Annotated in this window: 26 protein-coding genes; 16 read left to right on the forward strand and 10 right to left on the reverse strand. The window is 63.9% G+C overall.

Features of this window, described 5'->3' with window-relative positions:
* Nucleotides 1-15 precede the first annotated feature (15 nt).
* The gene (locus LU688_RS17730) at nucleotides 16-576 is read right to left on the reverse strand and encodes a carboxymuconolactone decarboxylase family protein (RefSeq protein WP_038706414.1); all 561 of its coding nucleotides are present in this window, start codon (nucleotides 574-576) and stop codon (nucleotides 16-18) included.
* Nucleotides 577-678: 102 nt separating this feature from the next.
* On the opposite strand from LU688_RS17730, the gene LU688_RS17735 reads away from it, so the two are divergent.
* Complete coding sequence (locus LU688_RS17735; protein WP_160290587.1) at nucleotides 679-1,593, forward strand: AraC family transcriptional regulator; 915 nt, start codon at nucleotides 679-681, stop codon at nucleotides 1,591-1,593.
* A 7-nt stretch (nucleotides 1,594-1,600) separates the two neighbouring features.
* Here LU688_RS17735 and LU688_RS17740 read toward each other — a convergent pair whose 3' ends face one another.
* The 4 genes from LU688_RS17740 to LU688_RS17755 all read right to left on the reverse strand — a co-directional run bounded on the left by LU688_RS17740 (nucleotide 1,601) and on the right by LU688_RS17755 (nucleotide 4,016).
* Nucleotides 1,601-2,479, reverse strand: a complete 879-nt coding sequence (locus LU688_RS17740) for a DMT family transporter (RefSeq protein ID WP_023631060.1) — start codon at nucleotides 2,477-2,479, stop codon at nucleotides 1,601-1,603.
* Nucleotides 2,480-2,678: 199 nt separating this feature from the next.
* Complete coding sequence (locus LU688_RS17745; protein WP_023631061.1) at nucleotides 2,679-3,179, reverse strand: GNAT family N-acetyltransferase; 501 nt, start codon at nucleotides 3,177-3,179, stop codon at nucleotides 2,679-2,681.
* Between the two features lie 117 nt (nucleotides 3,180-3,296).
* Complete coding sequence (locus LU688_RS17750; RefSeq protein ID WP_023631062.1) at nucleotides 3,297-3,716, reverse strand: RidA family protein; 420 nt, start codon at nucleotides 3,714-3,716, stop codon at nucleotides 3,297-3,299.
* Between the two features lie 87 nt (nucleotides 3,717-3,803).
* Complete coding sequence (locus LU688_RS17755) at nucleotides 3,804-4,016, reverse strand: PLDc N-terminal domain-containing protein (RefSeq protein ID WP_031315336.1); 213 nt, start codon at nucleotides 4,014-4,016, stop codon at nucleotides 3,804-3,806.
* 127 nt (nucleotides 4,017-4,143) lie between these two features.
* On the opposite strand from LU688_RS17755, the gene LU688_RS17760 reads away from it, so the two are divergent.
* A complete protein-coding gene (locus LU688_RS17760; protein ID WP_160290586.1) occupies nucleotides 4,144-4,893 on the forward strand; it encodes an SIR2 family NAD-dependent protein deacylase in 750 nt (249 codons plus the stop codon).
* Nucleotides 4,894-4,911: 18 nt separating this feature from the next.
* Here the strand turns inward: LU688_RS17760 and LU688_RS17765 are convergent, their stop codons facing one another.
* A complete protein-coding gene (locus tag LU688_RS17765; RefSeq protein WP_094011446.1) occupies nucleotides 4,912-5,379 on the reverse strand; it encodes an FAD/FMN-containing dehydrogenase in 468 nt (155 codons plus the stop codon).
* A gap of 61 nt (nucleotides 5,380-5,440) precedes the next feature.
* A complete protein-coding gene (locus tag LU688_RS17770) occupies nucleotides 5,441-6,055 on the reverse strand; it encodes a LysE family translocator (RefSeq protein WP_094011344.1) in 615 nt (204 codons plus the stop codon).
* 111 nt (nucleotides 6,056-6,166) lie between these two features.
* Here LU688_RS17770 and LU688_RS17775 point away from each other — a divergent pair, with 111 nt between their 5' ends.
* Nucleotides 6,167-6,619, forward strand: coding sequence for an Lrp/AsnC family transcriptional regulator (locus tag LU688_RS17775; RefSeq protein ID WP_038706418.1), 453 nt, complete (start codon nucleotides 6,167-6,169; stop codon nucleotides 6,617-6,619).
* Nucleotides 6,620-6,644: 25 nt separating this feature from the next.
* Here the strand turns inward: LU688_RS17775 and LU688_RS17780 are convergent, their stop codons facing one another.
* Complete coding sequence (locus LU688_RS17780) at nucleotides 6,645-6,995, reverse strand: hypothetical protein (RefSeq protein ID WP_023632956.1); 351 nt, start codon at nucleotides 6,993-6,995, stop codon at nucleotides 6,645-6,647.
* A 247-nt stretch (nucleotides 6,996-7,242) separates the two neighbouring features.
* Between LU688_RS17780 and LU688_RS17785 the strand changes: the two genes are divergently transcribed.
* The 3 genes from LU688_RS17785 to LU688_RS17795 all read left to right on the forward strand — a co-directional run bounded on the left by LU688_RS17785 (nucleotide 7,243) and on the right by LU688_RS17795 (nucleotide 9,334).
* Nucleotides 7,243-7,422 carry a hypothetical protein gene (locus LU688_RS17785; RefSeq protein WP_031316984.1) on the forward strand — a complete coding sequence of 60 codons (180 nt, stop codon included), beginning with the start codon at nucleotides 7,243-7,245 and terminating at the stop codon, nucleotides 7,420-7,422.
* Nucleotides 7,423-7,495: 73 nt separating this feature from the next.
* Nucleotides 7,496-7,876: a glycine zipper domain-containing protein gene (locus LU688_RS17790; protein WP_094011343.1), complete on the forward strand. Its 381-nt coding sequence runs from the start codon at nucleotides 7,496-7,498 to the stop codon at nucleotides 7,874-7,876.
* 207 nt (nucleotides 7,877-8,083) lie between these two features.
* Entirely contained in the window at nucleotides 8,084-9,334 is a 1,251-nt protein-coding gene (locus LU688_RS17795) for a 2-aminoadipate transaminase (RefSeq protein WP_094011342.1), read from the forward strand.
* Between the two features lie 3 nt (nucleotides 9,335-9,337).
* Here the strand turns inward: LU688_RS17795 and LU688_RS17800 are convergent, their stop codons facing one another.
* Nucleotides 9,338-9,640 carry a hypothetical protein gene (locus LU688_RS17800; RefSeq protein ID WP_046855047.1) on the reverse strand — a complete coding sequence of 101 codons (303 nt, stop codon included), beginning with the start codon at nucleotides 9,638-9,640 and terminating at the stop codon, nucleotides 9,338-9,340.
* A gap of 193 nt (nucleotides 9,641-9,833) precedes the next feature.
* On the opposite strand from LU688_RS17800, the gene LU688_RS17805 reads away from it, so the two are divergent.
* Together LU688_RS17805 and fusA are read left to right on the forward strand one after the other, a co-directional pair.
* A complete protein-coding gene (locus tag LU688_RS17805) occupies nucleotides 9,834-10,262 on the forward strand; it encodes a hypothetical protein (protein ID WP_160290585.1) in 429 nt (142 codons plus the stop codon).
* Nucleotides 10,263-10,329: 67 nt separating this feature from the next.
* Nucleotides 10,330-12,441 (forward strand): elongation factor G, encoded by a 2,112-nt coding sequence (fusA, locus tag LU688_RS17810; protein WP_094011340.1) that lies wholly within the window; start codon nucleotides 10,330-10,332, stop codon nucleotides 12,439-12,441.
* A 130-nt stretch (nucleotides 12,442-12,571) separates the two neighbouring features.
* On the opposite strand, the gene LU688_RS17815 is transcribed toward fusA, so the two are convergent.
* Entirely contained in the window at nucleotides 12,572-14,014 is a 1,443-nt protein-coding gene (locus tag LU688_RS17815; RefSeq protein WP_038706422.1) for a SulP family inorganic anion transporter, read from the reverse strand.
* Nucleotides 14,015-14,186: 172 nt separating this feature from the next.
* Between LU688_RS17815 and LU688_RS17820 the strand changes: the two genes are divergently transcribed.
* The 8 genes from LU688_RS17820 to nuoF all read left to right on the forward strand — a co-directional run bounded on the left by LU688_RS17820 (nucleotide 14,187) and on the right by nuoF (nucleotide 22,774).
* Nucleotides 14,187-14,951 carry a secretin GspD/PilQ domain-containing protein gene (locus tag LU688_RS17820; protein WP_177182911.1) on the forward strand — a complete coding sequence of 255 codons (765 nt, stop codon included), beginning with the start codon at nucleotides 14,187-14,189 and terminating at the stop codon, nucleotides 14,949-14,951.
* Nucleotides 14,952-15,441: 490 nt separating this feature from the next.
* Nucleotides 15,442-16,767 carry an isocitrate lyase gene (gene aceA / locus LU688_RS17825; protein ID WP_023630475.1) on the forward strand — a complete coding sequence of 442 codons (1,326 nt, stop codon included), beginning with the start codon at nucleotides 15,442-15,444 and terminating at the stop codon, nucleotides 16,765-16,767.
* A gap of 144 nt (nucleotides 16,768-16,911) precedes the next feature.
* The gene (locus LU688_RS17830) at nucleotides 16,912-17,574 is read left to right on the forward strand and encodes a lysoplasmalogenase (RefSeq protein ID WP_038706423.1); all 663 of its coding nucleotides are present in this window, start codon (nucleotides 16,912-16,914) and stop codon (nucleotides 17,572-17,574) included.
* Nucleotides 17,575-17,954: 380 nt separating this feature from the next.
* Nucleotides 17,955-18,368 (forward strand): NADH-quinone oxidoreductase subunit A, encoded by a 414-nt coding sequence (locus tag LU688_RS17835; RefSeq protein ID WP_011534614.1) that lies wholly within the window; start codon nucleotides 17,955-17,957, stop codon nucleotides 18,366-18,368.
* 9 nt (nucleotides 18,369-18,377) lie between these two features.
* Complete coding sequence (locus LU688_RS17840) at nucleotides 18,378-19,055, forward strand: NuoB/complex I 20 kDa subunit family protein (RefSeq protein WP_008096180.1); 678 nt, start codon at nucleotides 18,378-18,380, stop codon at nucleotides 19,053-19,055.
* A gap of 79 nt (nucleotides 19,056-19,134) precedes the next feature.
* On the forward strand, nucleotides 19,135-20,916 hold the full coding sequence (nuoC, locus tag LU688_RS17845) for an NADH-quinone oxidoreductase subunit C/D (RefSeq protein WP_094011339.1): 1,782 nt from the start codon (nucleotides 19,135-19,137) through the stop codon (nucleotides 20,914-20,916).
* A 2-nt stretch (nucleotides 20,917-20,918) separates the two neighbouring features.
* Nucleotides 20,919-21,416: an NADH-quinone oxidoreductase subunit NuoE gene (gene nuoE, locus LU688_RS17850; protein WP_012313767.1), complete on the forward strand. Its 498-nt coding sequence runs from the start codon at nucleotides 20,919-20,921 to the stop codon at nucleotides 21,414-21,416.
* Complete coding sequence (gene nuoF / locus LU688_RS17855; RefSeq protein WP_094011338.1) at nucleotides 21,413-22,774, forward strand: NADH-quinone oxidoreductase subunit NuoF; 1,362 nt, start codon at nucleotides 21,413-21,415, stop codon at nucleotides 22,772-22,774. Before nuoE ends, nuoF begins: the two co-directional genes overlap by 4 nt.
* Nucleotides 22,775-22,828: the final 54 nt, after the last annotated feature.

A 22,828-nucleotide genomic window follows, 5' to 3' on the forward strand; every position in this document is an offset into this window, starting at 1 on the left:
GGCATCAGGCCTCGGTCAGACCGAAGGCTGCCAGCGGTATTTGCCAAGCTCGTCGTTGAGCGGCGTCTGGGCGAACACATTAGCAAAGTTGCACAGGGTTGCGAGGCTGATACCGAGAATCACTTCCAGCGCGTTGCCTTCGCTGAAACCGGCTTCACGGAAGGCCTGGTAGGTGGCGTCGCTGACATTGCCGCGGGTGGCGATCACTTCCCGGGCGAACGCGGCCAGGGTCTCGTAGCGGGCGTCGGGCAGTTCGCCGCGGGCGCGCAGGGCATCGACCACTTCCTGGGGCAGCTTGGCCTTGTTCAGCGCCACGGCGGTGTGGCCGGCGACGCAGAAGTCGCAGCCGTGCTGGGTGGCGGCGATCAGCTGCACCACTTCGCGCTCGGCCAGGGTCAGCTCGGACTTGCCGTTGAGCGCCGAGACGGTGACGTAGGTTTCCAGCGCCGCCGGGGCGTTGGCCAGGATGCCCAGCAGGTTGGGGATGAAGCCTGAGTTCTTCTGCGCGTTCTCGAGGAACGGGCGGGCGGCTTCCGGAGCGGTCTGCAGGCTGTGTAGAGTGATGCGCGCGGACATGGAGTGGTCTCCTTTGATGTAGGTCGCTACAGTCTGTTGGTTATAAGAAGTAGCATCCATATTCATCAGTCGCCTTTCCTTGCTCCAGAGTCCTTGCATTAGATGATTTCTTCCAGCCCCCTCGTCGATTGGTTATTAGAGAGCCTGGAGCTCGATGCCAGCCTGTTCCATGTGGGCCGCTACTGCGGCGGCTGGCACGCCAGCACCCAGGGCCTGGGCCGGGCCAGTTTCCACCTGGTGGTGCAAGGCCATTGCTGGCTGCACATCGACGGCCAGGCGCAGCCGCTGCGCCTGGAGAGCGGCGATGCGGTGTTCCTGTTGCGTGACCTGGCCTATCGATTGTCCGGCGACGAGAATGCCGCCGACGCCTGTGCCCAGCCGCGCCGGAGCATGCAGGCGCTGGACCTGGAAGCCGGGGATGGCGTCGGGCTGGTATGCGGTTTCTTCCACTTCCAGTCGGGGTTGTCGTCGCTGATCGTCGACGGGCTGGCGGACTGGATCCTGCTGCGCGCCAGCGACCCCGCCGGCAGCGCGGCACGGGCGCTGTTCGGGCTGATCCTCGAGGAATGCCGGCGCCCGCAGCCGTCCCAGGCGCTGCTCGAACGCCTGACCCACCTATTGTTCCTCTATGTGCTGCGCCAGCAGGCACACGACGGCCAGGCGCTGGGCGGGCTGGTCGCCCTCGCCCGCCAGCCGGCTTTCGCCGGGTTGCTGGAGCGCTTGATCGAGGCGCCAGGCCAGGCCTGGACGCTGGAGGCCATGGCGGCCTGCGCGGGGCTGTCGCGCTCGGCGTTCTTCAAGCGCTTCAACGAACTGGCCGGGCAATCCCCCGGGCAGGTGCTGCTGGCCCTGCGCATGCGTCATGCCTGCCAGTTGCTCAAGGCCGGCAATACCGTCGAGCAGGTAGGCGCGCAGGCCGGGTATCAGTCAGTGGCGGCCTTCACCAGGGCGTTCGCCAAGGCTGTCGGTGTACAGCCGGGGGCGTACCGCAAGCAGCACGAAGGACGCGTGGGATAAGGGGCGTTCAACGCCGCCGCTGCATCCAGGCAGCCCCCAGGCCGCTGAGGCAGATCACCGCGATGCCGACCAGGCTGGTGCTGTCCGGTATCTGCCCGAACACCACCAAGCCCAGCAACCCGGCGAACACGATCTGGCAATAGCTGAACGGCGCCAGCAACGCTGGTGCCGCGTAGCGGAACGCCTGGGTCAACAGCAGGTGGGCGGTCATCCCGCAGCCGCCCAGCGCCAGCATAAGCGGTACATGCGGCCACTGCGGCGTCTGCCAGAAGAACGGCACCAGCGCCGTCATGATCAGGGTGTTGCACACGCCCGCGTAGAAATTGCTGGTGGTCGGGCTGTCATGGGCCGCCAGCTTGCGCGTCAGCAACTGGTAGAAGCAAAAACCCAGGGCCGAACCGAAGGGAAACAGGATTGCCGGGGTAAACATCGCGCCGCCTGGGTGCACTACCACCAGCACCCCGACAAAGCCCATGACCACGGCCAGCCATTGTCCCGGGGTCACCCGCTCCCCGAGTAGCGGCACCGACAATGCGGTGACCAGCACCGGGGCGAGAAAGTTGACCGAGGTCGCCTCCGCCAGCGGAAGGTACTGCAGCCCGGCGGTGAACAGCAGGCTGGTGCTGAGCAGGCTCAGCGCACGCAGGGTCTGCAGCAATGGCCGGCGGGTGCGCAGTACCGCCAGGCCAGCCTTGGGCAGGAAGATCCCGGCCATCAGCAAGGTGTGCACCAGGTAACGGACCCACACCACCATGATGACCGGGTAGATCCCGCCGAGGAATTTCGACAAACCGTCGTGGCTGGCGAACAGGAAGGTAGCCACCACCACCAGGGCGATACCGCGCAGCGGCTGGTTGACTCCGGACAACGGTGTACTGGAACTCATGGGGCTCTCGGGCGATTGCCCCGGCATGGCGCCCGGGCATGGACGGATTCTAGAAGAGAAGCCACGGGGTGGACAAAGCATTGTGGTCCAATCAGTACATTCCGTTCGCTGATCGGCCACTTTCTCACATGTCCATCACCGCCCGCGATAATCGCTGGCCGTGAGAACGCAAACCTTGCTGTGCTCGACCCGCAGACCTTCAGTGCAGTCGCTGAGTCACCAGGAAGTTGCACAACAACGGCTCGTCATCCAGGACAATCTCCCGCACGGGACGTGGCAGGTCGCCCAGTACTGCCTGACAGAACGCCAGGGCCGGGGCATCCTCGCGATAACACCGCACCAACCAGTCGCCTTGACCCTGGCACAGCGTGCGCCGCGCTACCGCCAGGCCCACGCCCTGGCGGCGATATTTCTTGAGCACGAACAGGTCGGCCAGCTCCCAGGCGTCGATGCCGGTCAGTTCACTGCGCTCGATAAGCAGGAAGCCGGCGATGAAACCGTCCACCAGTATCAGGCTGGCGCTCCAGCCCGGGGTTTGCCAATAGCGAGTGAAGTGCGGCTCGTGGAGGTAGAAGCGCCCGTCCGCCTCGACATCTTCCTGCTCCCAGTCCGAGGACTCGTAGGCGTAGAATTGGTAGAGGTTGCGCACCAGGTCGGCATGCTCGGGGCCGGTCTGGAGCAGCTCGACAGGGAGGGTCATGAAACAGGCTCGATGAATGCGGGAGCGCGAGTCTACCTGGGCGCCCAGGCGTTTGCAGCAGAGGCGGTATCGCATCCACCCTCGCGGCTCGCCGCCAAGACGATGGATGCGGGTTTGTCACGCCTGCGGCAGGGCCGCCACCGCGTCCACTTCCACCAGCATGCCGTCCAGCGCCAGGCGGGGCACCGGGATCAAGGTGCAGGTCGGGGTCATCCGGCCGCCCCAGGCATGCTCGGCCTCGGCCACCCACTGGCGCAGCCGTGCCTCGGAATGGTCAACCACCAGCAGGGTGAGCTTGCATACGTGCTCGAGCGTTGCCCCACGTGAAGCCAAGGCGATCTTCAGGTTCACCAGGGCCTGGCGCGCCTGCTCGTCGAAACGTGCCGACAATTTGCCTTGCAGGTCCTCGCCGCCCTGGCCGGCGATGTACAGCAGGCGGCTGCCCGCGCGTACCTCGGCGACGTGGGAATAGGCATTGCCACTGGGGTCGTAGAGCCCTTCTGGGTTGCTCAGGGCAAAGGCGGCTGGCTGGGTCATGGTATCGCTCCATCAATGGAAAGAGCGGCCGAGTATCAAACCTCAGGTTAAGTCGAGGTCAAGCCCCAGCCACGCCTTGATTGGCGCCTATTTTTCCTGCAGGACCGCCCTGCCCTTCACTGCCCGTGGTCCGCGCCAAGCCCAGAACAACAAGCCTGGGAAAGGTGCATAAACGACGAATACCACCCACAGCATCTTGCGCTCGGCGCGTCGATCACTGCCGATGATGTGCCAGATCGCCCAGATTTCCAGCAGGATAACGACGAGCGCGACAACGAACCAGATTGTTCCGATTTCCATGAGTCTTCTCCTATTGGCTGTACTGGCTTGGTCTTCCGCGCGCGCCGAGGGTTCACTCGGATCTTGTCCGACCCGCGGCCCACTGGCACAGTGACCGGCCGCCCTGCACCGCACCATGGAAGCCCTCATGCCATTCGATCCGACGCTGCTTGCCCAGGCCCGCCACGTGGTGGTGTTCACCGGTGCCGGGGTGTCCGCGGAAAGTGGCATCGCCACGTTTCGCGACAAGCTGAGCGGCCTGTGGGCGCGCTTCGATCCGGCGCAATTGGCCAGCGCCGAGGGCTTTCGCGCCGACCCGGCGCTGGTCTGGGGCTGGTACCAGATGCGCCGCGCCGGGATCGCCAAGGCCGAGCCCAACGCGGGTCACCTGGCCATCGCCGCGCTGGCCGCGCAGGTGCCGAAGCTGACCCTGGTGACGCAGAACGTCGACGACCTGCACGAACGCGCGGGCAGCCGTGCCGTGCTGCACTTGCATGGGCGGCTGAATGCCTTTCGCTGCCTGGACTGCGCGCGCCCGGCGGATGAGCCCGTGGCACTGCCCGAGGATGCCGTAAACGGCCGCCGCATCGAGCCGCCGCGCTGCGCTTGCTGCGCCGGGCCGTTGCGCCCCGGGGTGGTGTGGTTTGGCGAGAGGTTGCCCGAGGCCGTGCTGGAGCAGGCCTTCGCCGCCGCGCGACAGTGCGATGTTCTGCTGTCGGTAGGCACCTCAGGCCTGGTACAGCCGGCGGCCTCGATACCTCGCATGGCACTGGCGGCAGGGGCGACGGTGGTGCATATCAATCCGCAGCCTGTGCCCTGCGAGCATCCGCGGGCGTTCATGCTGCCCGGCAAGGCAGGTGAGGTGCTGCCGCAACTGCTGCGCCAGGCCTTCGCCTGAGCTACCGGGCAGGCCGGTTCATCGGCCAGCCTGGTCCAACGCCGCCTTCAGGGCATCGGCATCGGCGTAGCTGTTGCGCGCTGCCACCACGCCGTGATCCAGCGCCAGCCACAGCACCTTGCCCTCATCCCCGGCATAGCGGCTGGCAACCCGACCTTTGCGGTCAAGCAGTACCCGGTAGCTGTAGTCGCGCATGGCAGGGATGGCGAACAGCTTGCTGATCAACGCCGGCATGCGCTGGATATCCGCGACGAACACGGCGTGCCGCGCCTCCAGGTAGCCTTTGGGCTGTTCGGCCAGCGCCGCCTTGACCAGCTTGGCACCGTCCATGTCGCGGGCGACCAGCAGGATGCGGGTATCGGCCCCCAGGCTGTAGGGCTGGTCGTACTGATCGAGCAACGTCCAGGGCGCGAGGGTTTCGCCGGGTTGCGCGGCGTGGGCCACGAGCGCCAACAGGCTGAGCAGAAGTGCGGCGGCGTATTTCATGAGGATCAGGTCCGGTTTGTGGGGGCCGTCAGCATAGCCCAACCCGCCGTGCCTGAAAGGCTCAACGCAACTGCCCGGCAATCAGCCCCGCGGCAATCAGGATCATCACCGCGCCGGACAACCGCCCCACGGCCTGCGCCGCGGCAGGCCGGGTGCGTAGCACGGCCTTGGCGCCGTAGCCGACCATCAGGTAGATCACCAGCGAACTGCCCAGGTGCACCAAGCCCAGCAGCAGGATCTGCAGAGGCAACGGCCAGCTCGACTGCGGGTCGGTGAACTGCGGCAGCAAGGCCAGGAACAGCAGGAACACCTTGGGGTTGAGGCCGCTGACGCACAGGCCCTTGAATGCCCAGCGCGACCCCGAGTCCTGCCCACCAGCCGCGCCGGCCTCGGGCACCGCCGGGCTCAGCAGCAGGTTGCCGCCCAGCCACAGCAGGTACACGCACCCAGCCAGGGTCAGCAAGGTCAACGCCAGCGGGTGACCGGCGATCAGACTACCGACCCCGGCTGCCACCACCAGGGTGACGAGCAGATGCCCCGACAACATGCCCGCCACCGCCGGCACGACCCAACGCCCACGCATGCCGGCCGAGATGGCGTAGGCCCAGTCGGCGCCGGGGGTGATCACGAACAGCAGGGAAACGGCCCAGAACGCCGTCAGTACACTCATGGCCATTTCGAGCCTTCCTTTCACACAGGTTTCGATGAAGAAAGACTACGGATATCGCCCGGGGATTTTATTTCGTATATTTCCCGGAACAAGCCAAACAATGGAAGAATCTTCCTAATGGATCGAATCGATCGCAAGATCCTTGCCGAGCTGCAAAAAGACGGGCGCCTGTCGGTGACCGAACTGGCCGAGCGCGTGGGCTTGAGCCTGTCGCCCTGCCACCGGCGCCTCAAGGCACTGGAGGACACAGGCGCCATTCTCGGTTATCACGCCCGCCTGGCCCCGGCGGCCCTGGGCTTGAATTTCGCCGCGCTGGTATTCGTGACCCTGCGCGAGGTGACCCGCCAGCCGGTGGCGGACTTCGAGGCGGCGCTGGCCGAGATCCCGCAGATCGTCGAGGCCCAGCGCCTGTTCGGCGACCCCGACTACCTGCTGCACGTGGTGGCCAGGGACCTGCCGGCCTTCCAGAAGCTGTATGACGAGCAACTGACCAGCATTCCCAATGTGAAGCGCCTGAGTTCGACGCTGGTGATGAAGGAAGTGATTCAGGACCGGCTGCTGCCGATGTGACCCTGCGCCGCTGGCCGAGTACAGCCTACAGGCAGGTGGCGGCTGCCGCGCGTCGGCGCAGGGCCATGCCGTCGTTCTTCTGCGCGTAGTAGTCCACCCGCGTGCCGCCGGCCTGGGCATAGACGTCGACGAACGACTCGGCCTCGCGGGTGTACACGGTGAAACCACCTTGCTTGCGGGCCTCCAGGTAGCCGCTGGCGTCGACCCCGAAGGTGTTTTCTTCCTGCCAGCTGAACTGAATGCACTGTGCCACCAGATCCGGCGTCTTGTGCGAATCCAACTGCGCGGTGGGTGCGCCGTTGCGCGCCGCTTCCATGGTCGACGATGCACAGCCCGCCAGCAGCAGCGCCACGGTGATCGGCAGAATTGCTCGCATGTTCCATCCTCGGGACAAAAAAAGAAGGTGACTCTAGCACTGCCGGGGCACGAGTGTGGTGTTTCACAAATAACGACCATAACTCGCGGCGATTTTTGGTCGTATTTGCAAAACATCACACTAGGTGAATCACCGCTGCCGTTCATCGCCGCCGCAATAAAATCTTGCGCGACAAAGAACCAAACTGATCGCCTCGTGTCTCAGGAGGTACCGCGTAAACCGTTGCGGATCAAGGACCTATAACGTGATGAAACGCCTTGCAAGCCTTTCCATGATCGCCACCCTGCTGCTGCTCGGCGGCTGCTACAGCAATCATTACCACGACGATGACGATGGCTGGCGCGACCGTGACCGCGGCCACCGTCACCACCATCGCCATGACCGCGACGATGACGACCGCCAGTACCGTGACCGCTACTACCGCTGAAGCGTCCTTGCAACCCTGACTCGCCGCGAGCGTGCGGCAATCTACCCCTGATGATTCCCCTGAGGTTCATAACATGCGTCTGACTCTGCCTTCCCTCGCTCTCGGCCTGCTGCTCTGCCAGGGCGCTTTCGCCGGTGACGGCACCGCGGCCATCGGCGGCGGCCTGGGTGGCGCCCTTGGCAACGTCGTGGGCAAACAGATCGGCGGCAGCGCCGGCGCGGCGATCGGCGCCGGCCTCGGTGGCGCGGCCGGCAGCGCGGTAGGCGCGCGCAAGGGCAACCGTACCGAGGCGGCCATCGGCGGCGGCCTGGGCTCGGCGGGCGGTTCGCTGATCGGCGGCAAACTTGGCGGCTCCAACGGTTCGACCATCGGTGCCGGCCTGGGCGGCGCGGCTGGTGGCGCCATCGGTAACCACATGGGCGACAACAACCGCAAGCACAAGCGTCGCCACTGATCCCAACGGTCGAAGGCTCGAAGCGAATCAGCAAAAGGCGGCTGCCCCTTAAGGGACAGCCGCCTTTTTCTTTGGCGCGATTTCAGCGCTAGGCAACGCTCTGCAGAAATTCATGAATCAAAGGAATGACGGCAATCCAATAAATCGTTTGCGGATACCCCCTGCACGCTTCGATATTCACGCCATCGAATCACAGGCGCCGCGCACATGAATCAGCCAAGCATCAGCCAGTCCATTGCCATCGTTCACCCGATCACGCTTTCCCATGGTCGCAATGCCGAAGTCTGGGATATCACCGGCAAGCGCTACATCGACTTCGTCGGCGGCATTGGCGTGCTCAACCTGGGCCACTGCAATCCGGCGGTAGTCGAAGCGATCCAGCAGCAGGCCACGCGCCTGACCCACTACGCCTTCAACGCGGCGCCCCACGGCCCCTACCTGGAGCTCATGGAGCGCCTGTGTGAATTCGTCCCGGTCAGCTACCCGTTGGCCGGCATGCTCACCAACAGCGGCGCGGAAGCGGCGGAAAACGCGCTGAAGGTCGCCCGGGGCGCCACTGGCAAGCGCGCCGTCGTCGCCTTCGACGGCGGCTTCCATGGCCGCACCCTGGCCACCCTCAACCTCAATGGCAAGGTAGCCCCGTACAAGCAACGCGTGGGGGAACTGCCAGGCCCGGTCTATCACCTGCCCTACCCCAGCCCGGACACCGGGGTGAGCTGCGAACAGGCGCTCAAGGCCATGGAACGCCTGTTCAGCGTGGAGTTGGCGGTGGAGGACGTGGCGGCGTTCATCTTCGAGCCGGTGCAGGGTGAAGGTGGTTTCCTCGCCCTTGATCCAAGCTTCGCCCAGGCCTTGCGCCGCTTTTGCGACAGCCACGGGATACTGATCATCGTCGACGAGATCCAGTCCGGCTTTGGCCGCACCGGGCAGCGTTTCGCCTTCCCCCGACTGGGTATCGAGCCGGACCTGCTGCTGCTGGCCAAGAGCATCGCCGGTGGCATGCCCCTGGGCGCGGTGGTCGGCCGCCGGGAGATCATGGACTCGCTGCCCAAGGGCGGCCTGGGCGGCACCTACTCGGGCAATCCGATCGCCTGTGCGGCGGCCTTGGCGAGCATTGCGCAGATGACCGACGACAACCTCGCCACCTGGGGCGAACGCCAGGAACAGGCCATCGTCGCACGCCATGCGCGCTGGAAAGCTGCAGGGTTGCCCAGCTCGCTCGGCCGCCTGACCGGGGTCGGCGCCATGCGCGGGCTGGAGTTCGTCAACGGCGATGGCAGCCCGGCACCGGCGCAACTGACCAAGGTGCTGGAGGCGGCGCGTGCCAAGGGGTTGCTGCTGATGCCAAGTGGCAAGGCGCGGCATATCATCCGCCTGTTGGCGCCACTGACCATCGAGGCCGAGCTGCTCGAGGAAGGACTGGATATTCTCGAGCAGTGCCTGGCTGAACTGGGGTAAGGCTTACAGGCCCAGCTCTTCGGGGGTGGGCATGTCGCATTCGAAGGCGATCCAGCCGCCTTCGAGTTCGGCATGGCCGTTGACGATCAGGCCGTAGTAAGTAAGGCCATTTTCCAACGTGACGCAGATGTGCGTGGCGCCTTTTTCCGGTGCCGCGAGTGTCCCGACGAAATGCACCTTCTTCAGCACTTCGGTTACCGCCTCCAGGCCCACGCGCATGTTGCTGTTCTCCGAAGCCTCGGTATCGCCCCCACGGTCTTCGGCGCTGACGGTCACGGTGGCGATGTAGGGGTATTTGCTGCTCAAGCGGGGTTACCTCGGGGTATGGGGCTGGAAATGGGTGACAAGAGTACGGCAGACGCTCGGGGTTGTCTCTATCGGCTCATCGCGGGGCAGGCCCGCTTCCACGGGAGGCCCTGCGACCTGGCCGACATGGCCTCGCGGGCGCCGATCTGTTAGGGTGCCCGCCGATGCACGCCACACCACGCGAGGATACCGAGTGAGCGCAGAACAACCCCTGATCGCCGACCTGTTCGAGGTCGACAAACGCCTGACCCTCAAGCCCGTCGTGGACTTCAACGCCTACCTGCGTAACGCCTTCGGCGACGGCTCCTGCCGCTGCCACCGCTGCGTCGAGGGCAATGGCGACGAGGGCAGCTACAGCCACCGCCACAGCTTCGAACTGGAAGGCCGCACCCTGCACCGACGCTTTGCCAGCACCGCCGGCAGCGACGTGTTGATGGTGCTGAAGAAGGCCTGGCTGTCCTACACCAAGGCCGAACTGATCACCGTCGGCGCGCTGGACATGGCTACCCTCAAGGCCTTCACCGACGCGGCCCTGCACGAACGCCTGCTGGCCCTGCTGCCGGCCAGCGGCCTGGCGCGTGAAGCCGAGGGCCAATGGCAGCTGCAGGTGCTTGCCGACTGACGGTCGCCCCGGCAGGATTCTCCCGCTCTGCTACCTTGGGAGAATCCTCACCCGCAGGTGACCCGCCATGGCCCGCACGACTCCCATCGAGCTGTACCGCAATATCGGCATTGTCGCTCACGTGGATGCCGGCAAGACCACCACCACCGAACGGATCCTGTTCTACACCGGGGTCAACCACAAGATGGGCGAGGTGCACGACGGCGCCGCGACCATGGACTGGATGGCTCAGGAGCAGGAGCGCGGCATCACCATCACCTCGGCGGCCACCACGGCCTTCTGGCAGGGCTCGACCAAGCAGTTCGAGCACAAGTACCGCTTCAATATCATCGACACCCCCGGCCACGTCGACTTCACCATCGAGGTGGAGCGCTCGCTGCGCGTGCTCGATGGCGCGGTAGTGGTGTTCAGCGGCGCCGACGGGGTCGAGCCGCAGTCCGAGACGGTGTGGCGCCAGGCCAACAAATACCATGTGCCGCGCCTGGCCTACATCAACAAGATGGACCGCCAGGGCGCGGACTTCCTACGCGTTGTAAAGCAGATCAACCAGCGCCTGGGCCACCACCCGGTACCGATCCAGCTGGCCATCGGCAGCGAGGAAAACTTCATCGGCCAGATCGACCTGGTGAAGATGAAAGCCATCTACTGGAACGACGCAGACAACGGCACCAGCTACCGCGAAGAAGAGATTCCCGCCGAACTGCAGGCACTGGCGGACGAATGGCGCGCGCACATGATCGAAGCCGCCGCCGAGGCCAATGACGAACTGACGGTGAAATTCCTCGAAGGTGAAGAGCTGACCGTCGACGAGATCAAGGCCGCCCTGCGCCAACGCACCATCGCCAACGAAATCGTCCCGACCATCCTCGGCTCGTCATTCAAGAACAAGGGCGTGCCGCTGATGCTCGACGCGGTGATCGACTACCTGCCCGCCCCGTCCGAAATCCCGGCGATCAAGGGCACCGACCCGGACGATGAAGAGAAGCACCTGGAACGCCACGCCGACGACAAGGAGCCGTTCTCGGCCCTGGCCTTCAAGATCGCCACCGACCCGTTCGTCGGCACCCTGACCTTCGCCCGGGTATATTCGGGCGTGCTCAGCTCGGGCAATGCGGTGCTCAACTCGGTCAAGGGCAAGAAGGAGCGCATCGGCCGCATGGTGCAGATGCACGCCAACCAGCGCGCCGAGATCAAGGACGTGTGCGCCGGTGATATCGCCGCACTGATCGGCATGAAGGACGTGACCACTGGCGACACCCTGTGTGACATGGACAAGCCGATAATCCTCGAACGCATGGACTTCCCCGACCCAGTGATTTCCGTGGCAGTGGAGCCAAAAACCAAGGCCGACCAGGAAAAAATGGGCATTGCCCTGGGCAAGCTGGCCCAGGAGGACCCGTCGTTCCGGGTCAAGACCGACGAGGAAACCGGCCAGACCATCATCTCCGGCATGGGCGAGCTGCACCTGGACATCATCGTCGACCGTATGCGCCGCGAGTTCAACGTCGAGGCCAATATCGGCAAGCCGCAGGTGGCGTACCGCGAGAAGATCCGCAACACCTGCGAGATCGAAGGGCGTTTCGTGCGCCAATCGGGCGGGCGCGGCCAGTACGGCCATTGCTGGATCCGCTTCGCCCCGGGCGACGAAGGCAAGGAAGGCCTGGAGTTCATCAACGAGATCGTCGGCGGCGTGGTGCCGCGCGAGTACATCCCGGCGATCCAGAAAGGCATCGAGGAGCAGATGAAGAACGGCGTGCTTGCCGGCTACCCGTTGATCAACCTGAAGGCGGCGGTGTTCGACGGCTCGTACCACGACGTCGACTCCAACGAGATGGCCTACAAGATTGCCGCCTCCATGGCCACCAAACAGCTTTCGCAGAAAGGTGGCGCGGTGCTGCTGGAGCCGGTGATGAAGGTCGAGGTGGTGACGCCCGAGGAGTACCAGGGCGATATCCTCGGCGACCTGAGCCGGCGCCGGGGCATGATCCAGGATGGCGACGAGACCCCGGCCGGCAAGGTGATCCGTGCCGAGGTGCCGCTGGGCGAAATGTTCGGCTACGCCACCTCGATGCGCTCGATGACCCAGGGCCGGGCGAGTTTCTCGATGGAGTTCACCCGCTACGCCGAGGCGCCGGCAAGCATTGCCGATGGCATCGTGAAGAAGAATCGCGGGGAGTAAGCCTTTCTCCTATAACGGCGCTATCGCCGGCAAGCCGGCTCCCACAGGTACTGCAAAGTTCTTGAGTGCAGTGACAATCCTGTGGGAGCCGGTTTGCCGGCGATAGGATCGGTGCAGGCGACCATTGCCTTCAATGCTGCTCCCCCGCCCGCTTCAACAGCTTCTTGCAGCGCTCGGAAAGGTGCACCACCCGCAACTGCTTGCCCGCCTTGGCATAGCGCTCGCGCAGGGTCTTCAGCGCCGCGATCGCCGAATAATCGACAAAGCTCAGGTGCTGGCAATCCAGCGTGACCTTCGCCGGGTCGTTGGCCGGGTCGAACTGGTTGAGAAACGGTGTGGTCGAGGCGAAGAACAGCGTGCCGTGCACCTGGTAATGCTTGCTGCCCTCGGCGTCCTCATGACTGTCGGCATACAGCTCGCGCGCGTGCTGCCAGGCAAAATTGATGGCCGCGATGACGATACCGAACAGCACCGCCGTGGCCAGGTCGGTGAACACCGTGACCACGGTCACGGCGAGGATCGCCAGCACATCGCTCACCGGCACCTTGTGCAGCACCCGCAGCGACGCCCAGGCGAAGGTCTGCTGGGCCACCACGAACATCACCCCGACCAGCGCCGCCAGCGGAATACGCTCGATCAACGGCGACAGGAACAGCACGAACAGCAGGATCATCACCCCCGCTACCACGCCCGACAGTCGGCCACGGCCATTGGAGCTGAGATTGATCACGGTCTGGCCGATCATCGCGCAGCCACCCATGCCGCCGCACAGGCCCGAGACCATGTTGGCCGCACCCAGGGCCACGCACTCGCGATCCGGGTAGCCACGGCTCTCGGTGATCTCGTCGGTGAGGTTGAGGGTCAGCAGGGTTTCCAGCAGGCCGACCATGGCCATTAGCACCGCATAGGGCGCGATGATCTTCAGGGTCTCGAGGTTCCAGGGGATGTCCGGCAGCGTAAGTGTCGGCAGGCCGCCGGCGATGTGCGCCATATCGCCGAGGGTGCGGGTTGGCAGGCCCAGCAGATAGACCAGCAGGCCGACGCCGAGGATTGCCACCAGAGCCGGCGGCACGGCGCGGGTCAGCCTGGGAAGCACATAGACCACCAGCATGGTCAACGCCACCAGGCCGATCATCAGGTACAGCGGCGCACCGCTGAGCCAGTGCTCGCCTTCCTTGAAGTGCTCCAGCTGGGCCAGGGCGATGACGATAGCCAGGCCGTTGACGAAGCCGAGCATCACCGGGTACGGCACCAGGCGTACCAGCTTGCCCAGGCGCAGCGCGCCGAACAGGATCATCACCAGCCCGCCCAGCAGCACCGTGGCCAGCAGGTACTGGACGCCGTGCTGTACCACCAGGGCGACGATGACCACCGCCATCGAACCGGCGGCGCCGGAGATCATCCCCGGGCGGCCGCCGAACAGCGCGGTCAGGGTGCAGATGATGAAGGCGCCGTACAGGCCCATCAGCGGGTTGAGGTGGGCTACCAGGGCGAAAGCGATGCACTCCGGTACCAGGGCGAACGAAGTGGTGAGGCCGGCGAGCAGGTCGGCGCGTAGGCGTGCGGGTTTCATGGGGGTCCTGTGAGCAGCCTCGGCGCAGATCGTTGTGTGGGAGCGCCTGAGGAATGAGCCTGAAGTCGAGGGCCGCGATGTTACGGAATTTACCTGACTGCAACCACTGAAAAGCCGACCTGTGCATGCCGCTGTGATCCACGACCAGCAAGATGCCGACAAATTTGCCATCATGTCCATTCCACCCGCGGAGATCATGGACATGCCGCTACGCCCCCTCCTCGCCTCGCTGCTGCTGGCCGCCAGCCTTACGGCCCAGGCCGCCACCGAGGTCATTGCCCTGCAACATCGCAGCAGCGCCGAACTGCTGCCCGCCGCCCAGTCCTTCCTTGGCAAGGACGGCAGCGTCAGCACCTTCGAGGACAAGCTGATCGTCAACGCCAGCCAGGAACGCATCGACGACCTGCGCGCCCTGCTGCAACAGCTCGATACCGCGCCCAAACGCCTTCTGATCAGCGTCGACAACAACGACAGCAACTTCCAGGACAACCGCGGCAACGCCCGCGTGATCCGCTACGGCACAGCCAACCGCGAAGGCGGCATGCAGCAGGTGCAGGCCAGCGACGGCCAGCCGGCACTGATCCAGGTGGGCCATAGCATCCCTGTCACCAGTAGCTCCACCGATGGTTACGGGCGTATCCAGAACAACACCGAATACCGCAACGTGACCCAGGGTTTCTACGTCACGCCACGCCTTAGCGGCGATACGGTTCGCCTGCAAATCAGCACCAATAACGATCGAATGAGCCAGGAACGTGCCGATGTAGTGAAAGTGCAGAGCACCGACACGACCGTTACCGGCAAGCTCGGCGAGTGGATCACCCTGGCCGGGTTCAACCAGCAGAGCCAGTCCGAGCGTAGCGCGTCAAGCCTCACTTACAGCACCCAGCGCGGTGAAAACATGACTTTGCGGGTCAAAGTCGACCTTCTCGACTGACCCCAGGTAATTCAAGGCCTCGACCAAGGGCCTTGAAACTGACCGCCAAGTCGCATTAGACCAAAGATGTAGTAAGCATAAAAAAGCACTACAAAATGTTTGACAGGCTCTTTTCGCCAAGGGCATGATGGCCTCGCTCCCGCTAATCAGAGGCCCTGGCAAGGGTCTTCGAGGTGCGCTCCTCCCACCGTGGAGGCACCTCGTGTCCATACGGCCCACAAGGCGGTTCGACGGGATTGCGACTGCAACGAAGAAGTTGTCCCGAGGGACGGAAGCGCATCACCGCAGTTCTGGCAATCGCGTCGCACCGCAGCAAGGCATCCACGAGCCAACCTGCAGGGCACACCTTCGCCTGGCCTGCCCACCCTTCCCCTTCGCACTTCCCCGTTCGCCGCCGCACTCCCCCGGACAGCACAGCCTGGCCCTCTGACCCGCGTATCCGAGCATCAGCACAATTACACTCAAGATCGATGCGACGAGGTTTATTTCCATGGCACTGACACGCGAACAGCAAATTGCAGCCCTCGAGAAAGACTGGGCCGAGAACCCGCGCTGGAAAGGCGTGACCCGTACCTACACCGCCGCCGATGTCGTTCGCCTGCGTGGCTCCCTGCAGCCGGAGCACACCCTGGCTCGCCAGGGCGCGGAAAAACTGTGGAAGCTGGTCACCCAAGGTGCCCACCCGTCCTTCCGCCCTGAAAAAGATTTCGTCAACTGCATGGGCGCCCTGACCGGCGGCCAGGCTGTGCAACAGGTCAAGGCTGGCATCCAGGCCATCTACCTGTCCGGCTGGCAGGTTGCCGCCGACAACAACTCGGCCGAGTCGATGTACCCCGACCAATCGCTGTACCCGGTCGACTCGGTGCCGACCGTAGTCAAGCGCATCAACAACTCTTTCCGCCGCGCAGACCAGATCCAGTGGAAAGCCGGCAAGAACCCAGGTGACGAGGGCTACATCGACTACTTCGCACCGATCGTGGCCGACGCAGAAGCCGGTTTCGGCGGCGTGCTGAATGCCTACGAGCTGATGAAGAACATGATCGAAGCGGGCGCCGCCGGCGTGCACTTCGAAGACCAGCTGGCCTCGGTGAAAAAATGCGGCCACATGGGCGGCAAGGTACTGGTCCCGACCCAGGAAGCCGTACAGAAGCTCGTGGCTGCCCGTCTGGCCGCCGACGTTGCCGGTGTGCCGACCATCATCCTGGCCCGTACCGACGCCAACGCCGCCGACCTGCTGACCAGCGACTGCGATCCGTACGACCAGCCGTTCGTGATCGGCGACCGTACCCGTGAAGGCTTCTACAAAGTCCGCGCCGGCCTCGATCAGGCCATCTCCCGCGGCCTGGCCTACGCGCCGTATGCCGACCTGATCTGGTGCGAAACCGCCAAGCCGGACCTGGACGAAGCCCGTCGCTTCGCCGAAGCAATCAAGAAGGAATACCCGGACCAACTGCTGTCTTACAACTGCTCGCCTTCCTTCAACTGGAAGAAGAACCTGGACGACGCCACCATCGCCAAGTTCCAGCGGGAGCTGTCGGCCATGGGCTACAAGCACCAGTTCATCACCCTGGCCGGCATCCACAACATGTGGCACGGCATGTTCAACCTGGCGCACGACTACGCCCGCAACGACATGACCGCCTACGTGAAGCTGCAGGAGCAGGAATTCGCTGACGCCAGCAAAGGCTACACCTTCGTGGCGCACCAGCAGGAAGTCGGCACCGGCTACTTCGATGACATGACCACCGTGATCCAGGGTGGCGCTTCGTCGGTTACCGCACTGACTGGTTCGACAGAGGAAGAGCAGTTCCACTGAGTCTGGTGAACTGCTGAACAGGAAGGCCCGGGGCTTGTGAAAGTCCTGGGCCTTTCTTATTGCCTGTACCGACCCTTTTGCGGGGCACAGGCAATACCGCAGATCAGGTCTATGCTTGTGGCTACCCAGCCGCAAGGACCGCCCATGCCTCGTCCAAGCCACCTGATCCTGATCGCCGTCGCAGCCGCTGCCCTCTATATATACGCACTGGCCAGCGACAACGCCCTGCTCGGCCTCCTGAGCAAACCCATCCCGGTCCTGAGCCTGATCGCCTGGCTGGGCAGTACGCCCACCACGCCCTACCGTCGCTGGATCATGATCGGCCTGGCCTTCTCGGTACTCGGCGACATCCTCCTGGCCATCCCCCGCGACCTGTTCGTGTTCGGCCTGGCCGCGTTCCTTTGCGCCCACCTGGCGTACCTTCGCGGTTACTGCAGCCTGACCCAACGCCCGGCCTACCCCTCACTGGCCTTCGCACTGCTGGTGGGCGCCTCGCTGTTCGGCCTGCTCGCCAGCCACGGCCTGGGCCCACTGCTGATCCCGGTGGCGCTGTATGCCCTTGCGATCTGCTGCATGCTCTGGCGCGCCCTGGCGTGTGGCGGTGTCGCCGCAATGGGTGCCTGCGCCTTCGTGTTCTCCGACAGCCTGATCGGCATCGACCGCTTCGTCAGCCCGTTCGCCGCTGCCGAGTACCTGATCATCCTGTCCTACTGGCTCGGCCAGTGGCTCATTGCCGCGTCGGTCAGCCGCGGCGCAAACGACAAAGTATTGATCCAGAGCGGTACCCGCAGCATCGGAAGCTGCTAGAACGAGAGTTTTTCGCATTTGCAAGTGGGCAGATCGGCTGATGAACTTTGCAAGGCCCAGAACAGCTAAAACAATACAGCCCATATCAAATGATATTAATTATCATTACGCAACTAGTCAGTCATTACGCGGGGTAAGAAACATAATTAACAAATCCGCGTGCAATGCCCGAAACTCAAGGCTTTCAGCCAGTTACGAAAGATTTTTGTTCTTAAACCTACGAATAAATTTGCAACGGAAATTTTACTTGCACTGGGTTTACCCATAAAATCAGCGCGATTGATTCAGCTGCGACATTTGGTCACTGCGTCTGCGACACCACGTCGCCGCTCTACTTATTTCAGACTGCAGAGCTGGGTCTCTGTATAAGGATTTCTAGCATGTCCGATTCGGCAGGACTCATCGCCCACAACTGGGGCTTTGCCATCTTCCTCCTGGGTGTCGTCGGCCTGTGTGCCTTCATGCTCGGCCTGTCCAGCCTGCTCGGTAGCAAGGCCTGGGGTCGCGCCAAGAACGAACCCTTCGAATCCGGCATGCTGCCCGTTGGCAGTGCCCGCCTGCGCCTGTCCGCCAAATTCTATCTGGTCGCGATGCTGTTCGTGATCTTCGATATCGAAGCCCTCTTCCTGTATGCATGGTCTGTGTCCGTCCGCGAAAGCGGCTGGACCGGATTCGTCGAAGCACTCGTTTTCATAGCAATTCTGTTGGCAGGTCTTGTCTACCTATGGCGCGTCGGGGCGCTCGATTGGGCTCCCGAAGGTCGCCGCAAGCGGCAAGCGAAGCTGAAACAATGAGGCTTTGGCATGCAATACAATCTCACCAGAATCGATCCGGACGCACCTAACGAGCAGTATCCGGTCGGTGAGCGGGAAACCGTCACCGATCAACTGCTGGAAGACCAGGTCCACAAGAACATCTACATGGGGAAACTCGAGGATGTGCTGCGTGGCGCGGTCAACTGGGGTCGCAAGAACTCCCTCTGGCCGTACAACTTCGGCCTTTCCTGCTGCTACGTGGAAATGACCACGGCCTTCACGGCACCCCACGACATCGCCCGCTTCGGCGCCGAAGTCATCCGGGCCTCGCCGCGTCAGGCCGACTTCATGGTCATCGCCGGTACCTGCTTCGTGAAGATGGCGCCGATCATCCAGCGCCTGTACGAGCAGATGCTCGAGCCCAAGTGGGTCATCTCCATGGGTTCGTGCGCCAACTCCGGCGGCATGTACGACATCTACTCGGTCGTTCAGGGGGTCGACAAGTTCCTCCCCGTGGACGTGTACGTGCCTGGCTGCCCGCCGCGCCCCGAGGCGTTCCTGCAAGGCTTGATGCTGCTGCAGGAATCGATCGGCCAGGAGCGACGCCCGCTTTCCTGGGTTGTTGGCGATCAAGGCATCTACCGTGCCGAGATGCCCGCCCAGAAAGACCTGCGTCGCGAACAGCGTATCGCGGTAACCAACCTGCGCAGCCCCGACGAAGTCTGATCCAGCGACCTGCCGCCCGCTCCCCCAGGAGCCGGCGGCCTGGCTTCATTCTTAACGTTGACCCAAAGCGACCGAGACCATGACAGCGGACAACGCTATTTATATTCCGCCTTACAAGGCTGACGACCAGGATGTGGTCGTCGAACTGCACAACCGATTCGGCGCCGACGCTTTCGTCGCCCAGGAAACCCGCACCGGCATGCCGGTACTGTGGGTAAAGCGTGCCCAGCTCAAAGAAGTACTTTCCTTCCTGCGCAACGTCGCCAAGCCGTACAGCATGCTGTACGACCTGCACGGCGTCGACGAGCGCCTGCGCACCCAGCGCCGCGGCCTGCCGGCCGCCGACTTCAGCGTGTTCTACCACCTGCTGTCGGTCGAGCGTAACAGCGACGTGATGATCAAGGTGTCGCTGAGCGAAGGCGACCTCAACTTGCCGACCGTCACCGGTATCTGGCCCAACGCCAACTGGTACGAGCGTGAAGTCTGGGACATGTTCGGCATCGACTTCGCCGGCCACCCGCACCTGAGCCGCATCATGATGCCGCCGACCTGGGAAGGTCACCCGCTGCGCAAGGACTACCCGGCCCGCGCTACCGAATTCGACCCCTACAGCCTGACCCTGGCCAAGCAGCAGCTTGAAGAGGAATCGGCACGTTTCAACCCGGAAGCCTGGGGCATGAAGCGTTCGGGCGCCAACGAGGACTACATGTTCCTCAACCTCGGCCCCAACCACCCTTCGGCCCACGGTGCCTTCCGTATCGTCCTGCAGCTGGACGGCGAAGAGATCGTCGATTGCGTGCCGGATATCGGCTACCACCACCGTGGTGCCGAGAAGATGGCCGAACGTCAGTCGTGGCACAGCTTCATCCCCTACACCGACCGTATCGACTACCTCGGCGGGGTGATGAACAACCTGCCGTACGTACTGGCGGTAGAGAAGCTGGCCGGCATCCAGGTGCCGCAGAAGGTCGACGTGATCCGCATCATGCTCGCCGAATTCTTCCGCATCACCAGCCACCTGCTGTTCCTGGGCACCTATATCCAGGACGTCGGCGCCATGACCCCGGTGTTCTTCACCTTCACCGACCGCCAACGCGCCTACACCGTGATCGAGGCGATCACCGGTTTCCGCCTGCACCCGGCCTGGTACCGCATCGGTGGCGTCGCCCACGACCTGCCGCGCGGCTGGGACAAGCTGGTCAAGGACTTCGTCGAATGGCTGCCCAAGCGCCTCGACGAATACACCAAGGCCGCCCTGCAGAACAGCATCCTCAAGGGCCGTACCATCGGCGTTGCCGCGTACAACACCAAGGAAGCCCTGGCCTGGGGCACCACCGGTGCCGGCCTGCGCTCCACCGGTTGCGACTTCGACCTGCGTAAAGCCCGCCCCTACTCCGGCTACGAGAACTTCGAATTCGAAGTACCGCTGGCCCACAACGGCGATGCCTATGACCGCTGCATGGTCCGTGTCGAGGAGATGCGCCAGAGTATCCGCATCATCGACCAGTGCCTGCGCAACATGCCGGAAGGACCGTACAAGGCGGACCACCCGCTGACCACGCCGCCGCCGAAAGAGCGCACCCTGCAGCACATCGAGACCTTGATCACCCACTTCCTGCAAGTCTCGTGGGGCCCGGTCATGCCGGCCAACGAGTCGTTCCAGATGATCGAGGCGACCAAGGGCATCAACAGTTACTACCTGACGAGCGATGGCGGCACCATGAGCTACCGCACCCGGATCCGTACCCCGAGCTATCCGCACCTGCAGCAGATCCCTTCGGTGATCAAAGGCAGCATGGTTGCGGACCTGATCGCGTACCTGGGCAGTATCGACTTCGTTATGGCTGACGTGGACCGCTAAGCATGAACAGCACGCTTATCCAAACCGACCGTTTCGCCCTGAGCGAAACCGAGCGCTCGGCCATCGAGCACGAGATGCATCACTACGAGGACCCGCGCGCGGCGTCCATCGAAGCCCTGAAGATCGTGCAGAAAGAGCGCGGCTGGGTGCCGGACGGCGCCATCTACGCCATCGGCGAAGTGCTGGGCATCCCCGCCAGCGACGTCGAGGGTGTGGCCACCTTCTACAGCCAGATCTTCCGCCAGCCGGTCGGCCGCCACATCATCCGCGTATGCGACAGCATGGTCTGCTACATCGGCGGCCATGAATCGGTGGTCAGCCAGATCCAGAGCGAGCTGGGCATCGGCCTCGGCCAGACCACCGCGGACGGGCGCTTCACCCTGCTGCCGGTGTGCTGCCTGGGCAACTGCGACAAGGCCCCGGCGCTGATGATCGACGACGACACCTTTGGCGACGTGCAACCTGCCGGCGTCTCCAAGCTGCTGGAGGGTTACGTATGACCATCACTTCCTTCGGCCCGGCCAACCGCATTGCGCGCAGCGCCGAAACCCACCCGCTGACCTGGCGCCTGCGCGACGACGGCGAGCCGGTCTGGCTGACCGAGTACGAGTCCAAGAACGGCTATGCCGCCGCGCGCAAGGCGCTGGCCGACATGTCCGCCGACGACATCGTGCAGAGCGTCAAGGACTCCGGCCTCAAGGGCCGGGGCGGCGCGGGCTTCCCCACTGGCGTGAAGTGGGGCCTGATGCCCAAAGACGAATCCATGAACATCCGCTACCTGCTGTGCAACGCGGATGAAATGGAGCCCAACACCTGGAAGGACCGCATGCTGATGGAGCAACAGCCCCATCTGCTGGTCGAGGGCATGCTGATCAGCGCCCGCGCCCTTAAGGCCTACCGTGGTTACATCTTCCTGCGTGGCGAATACACCACCGCGGCGAAGAACCTCAACCGCGCCATCGATGAAGCCAAGGCCGCCGGCCTGCTGGGCAAGAACATCCTGGGTTCCGGTTTCGACTTCGAGCTATTCGTGCACACCGGTGCCGGGCGTTACATCTGCGGTGAAGAGACCGCGTTGATCAACTCCCTCGAAGGCCGTCGCGCCAACCCGCGCTCCAAGCCGCCCTTCCCTGCCGCCGTCGGCGTGTGGGGCAAGCCGACCTGCGTTAACAATGTCGAGACCCTGTGCAACGTGCCGGCCATCGTCGCCAACGGCAACGACTGGTACAAGTCGCTGGCCCGCGAAGGCAGTGAAGACCACGGCACCAAGCTGATGGGCTTCTCCGGCAAGGTGAAGAACCCGGGCCTGTGGGAGCTGCCATTCGGCGTCACCGCCCGCGAGCTGTTCGAAGACTACGCTGGCGGCATGCGCGACGGCTTCAAGCTCAAGTGCTGGCAGCCTGGCGGCGCCGGTACCGGCTTCCTGCTGCCCGAGCACCTCGATGCGCAGATGTATGCCGGTGGCATCGCCAAGGTCGGCACCCGTATGGGTACCGGCCTGGCCATGGCGGTCGACGACAGCGTCAACATGGTGTCGCTGCTGCGCAACATGGAAGAGTTCTTCGCCCGCGAGTCGTGCGGCTGGTGCACCCCTTGCCGTGACGGCCTGCCGTGGAGCGTGAAGATGCTGCGCGCACTGGAGAACGGCCAAGGCCGCGCCGAAGACATCGAGACGCTACTGGGGCTGGTCAACTTCCTCGGCCCAGGCCGTACCTTCTGTGCTCATGCACCAGGTGCCGTCGAGCCATTGGGCAGTGCCATCAAATACTTCCGCTCGGAGTTCGAGGCCGGTGTGGCGCCAGAAAGCGCTGGCACCCTGCGCCCGAACCTGGCGAAGCCGATCGTGGTCGGCGCATAACAAGATGAAACAGCGGATGGTCCGTGCCATCCGCCAGCCTGCTGGCCGGCCCGA

It is taken from the genome of Pseudomonas soli (assembly GCF_021283165.2).
Classification (GTDB): domain Bacteria; phylum Pseudomonadota; class Gammaproteobacteria; order Pseudomonadales; family Pseudomonadaceae; genus Aquipseudomonas; species Aquipseudomonas soli.

Coding starts and splice junctions, on each gene's coding strand:
- LU688_RS17730 (WP_038706414.1), bottom strand. CDS start 576: ATGTCCGCGCGCATCACTCTACACAGCCTGCAGACCGCTCCGGAAGCC.
- LU688_RS17735 (WP_160290587.1), top strand. CDS start 679: ATGATTTCTTCCAGCCCCCTCGTCGATTGGTTATTAGAGAGCCTGGAG.
- LU688_RS17740 (WP_023631060.1), bottom strand. CDS start 2,479: ATGAGTTCCAGTACACCGTTGTCCGGAGTCAACCAGCCGCTGCGCGGT.
- LU688_RS17745 (WP_023631061.1), bottom strand. CDS start 3,179: ATGACCCTCCCTGTCGAGCTGCTCCAGACCGGCCCCGAGCATGCCGAC.
- LU688_RS17750 (WP_023631062.1), bottom strand. CDS start 3,716: ATGACCCAGCCAGCCGCCTTTGCCCTGAGCAACCCAGAAGGGCTCTAC.
- LU688_RS17755 (WP_031315336.1), bottom strand. CDS start 4,016: ATGGAAATCGGAACAATCTGGTTCGTTGTCGCGCTCGTCGTTATCCTG.
- LU688_RS17760 (WP_160290586.1), top strand. CDS start 4,144: ATGCCATTCGATCCGACGCTGCTTGCCCAGGCCCGCCACGTGGTGGTG.
- LU688_RS17765 (WP_094011446.1), bottom strand. CDS start 5,379: ATGAAATACGCCGCCGCACTTCTGCTCAGCCTGTTGGCGCTCGTGGCC.
- LU688_RS17770 (WP_094011344.1), bottom strand. CDS start 6,055: ATGGCCATGAGTGTACTGACGGCGTTCTGGGCCGTTTCCCTGCTGTTC.
- LU688_RS17775 (WP_038706418.1), top strand. CDS start 6,167: ATGGATCGAATCGATCGCAAGATCCTTGCCGAGCTGCAAAAAGACGGG.
- LU688_RS17780 (WP_023632956.1), bottom strand. CDS start 6,995: ATGCGAGCAATTCTGCCGATCACCGTGGCGCTGCTGCTGGCGGGCTGT.
- LU688_RS17785 (WP_031316984.1), top strand. CDS start 7,243: ATGAAACGCCTTGCAAGCCTTTCCATGATCGCCACCCTGCTGCTGCTC.
- LU688_RS17790 (WP_094011343.1), top strand. CDS start 7,496: ATGCGTCTGACTCTGCCTTCCCTCGCTCTCGGCCTGCTGCTCTGCCAG.
- LU688_RS17795 (WP_094011342.1), top strand. CDS start 8,084: ATGAATCAGCCAAGCATCAGCCAGTCCATTGCCATCGTTCACCCGATC.
- fusA (WP_094011340.1), top strand. CDS start 10,330: ATGGCCCGCACGACTCCCATCGAGCTGTACCGCAATATCGGCATTGTC.
- LU688_RS17815 (WP_038706422.1), bottom strand. CDS start 14,014: ATGAAACCCGCACGCCTACGCGCCGACCTGCTCGCCGGCCTCACCACT.
- LU688_RS17820 (WP_177182911.1), top strand. CDS start 14,187: ATGTCCATTCCACCCGCGGAGATCATGGACATGCCGCTACGCCCCCTC.
- aceA (WP_023630475.1), top strand. CDS start 15,442: ATGGCACTGACACGCGAACAGCAAATTGCAGCCCTCGAGAAAGACTGG.
- LU688_RS17830 (WP_038706423.1), top strand. CDS start 16,912: ATGCCTCGTCCAAGCCACCTGATCCTGATCGCCGTCGCAGCCGCTGCC.
- LU688_RS17835 (WP_011534614.1), top strand. CDS start 17,955: ATGTCCGATTCGGCAGGACTCATCGCCCACAACTGGGGCTTTGCCATC.
- LU688_RS17840 (WP_008096180.1), top strand. CDS start 18,378: ATGCAATACAATCTCACCAGAATCGATCCGGACGCACCTAACGAGCAG.
- nuoC (WP_094011339.1), top strand. CDS start 19,135: ATGACAGCGGACAACGCTATTTATATTCCGCCTTACAAGGCTGACGAC.
- nuoE (WP_012313767.1), top strand. CDS start 20,919: ATGAACAGCACGCTTATCCAAACCGACCGTTTCGCCCTGAGCGAAACC.
- nuoF (WP_094011338.1), top strand. CDS start 21,413: ATGACCATCACTTCCTTCGGCCCGGCCAACCGCATTGCGCGCAGCGCC.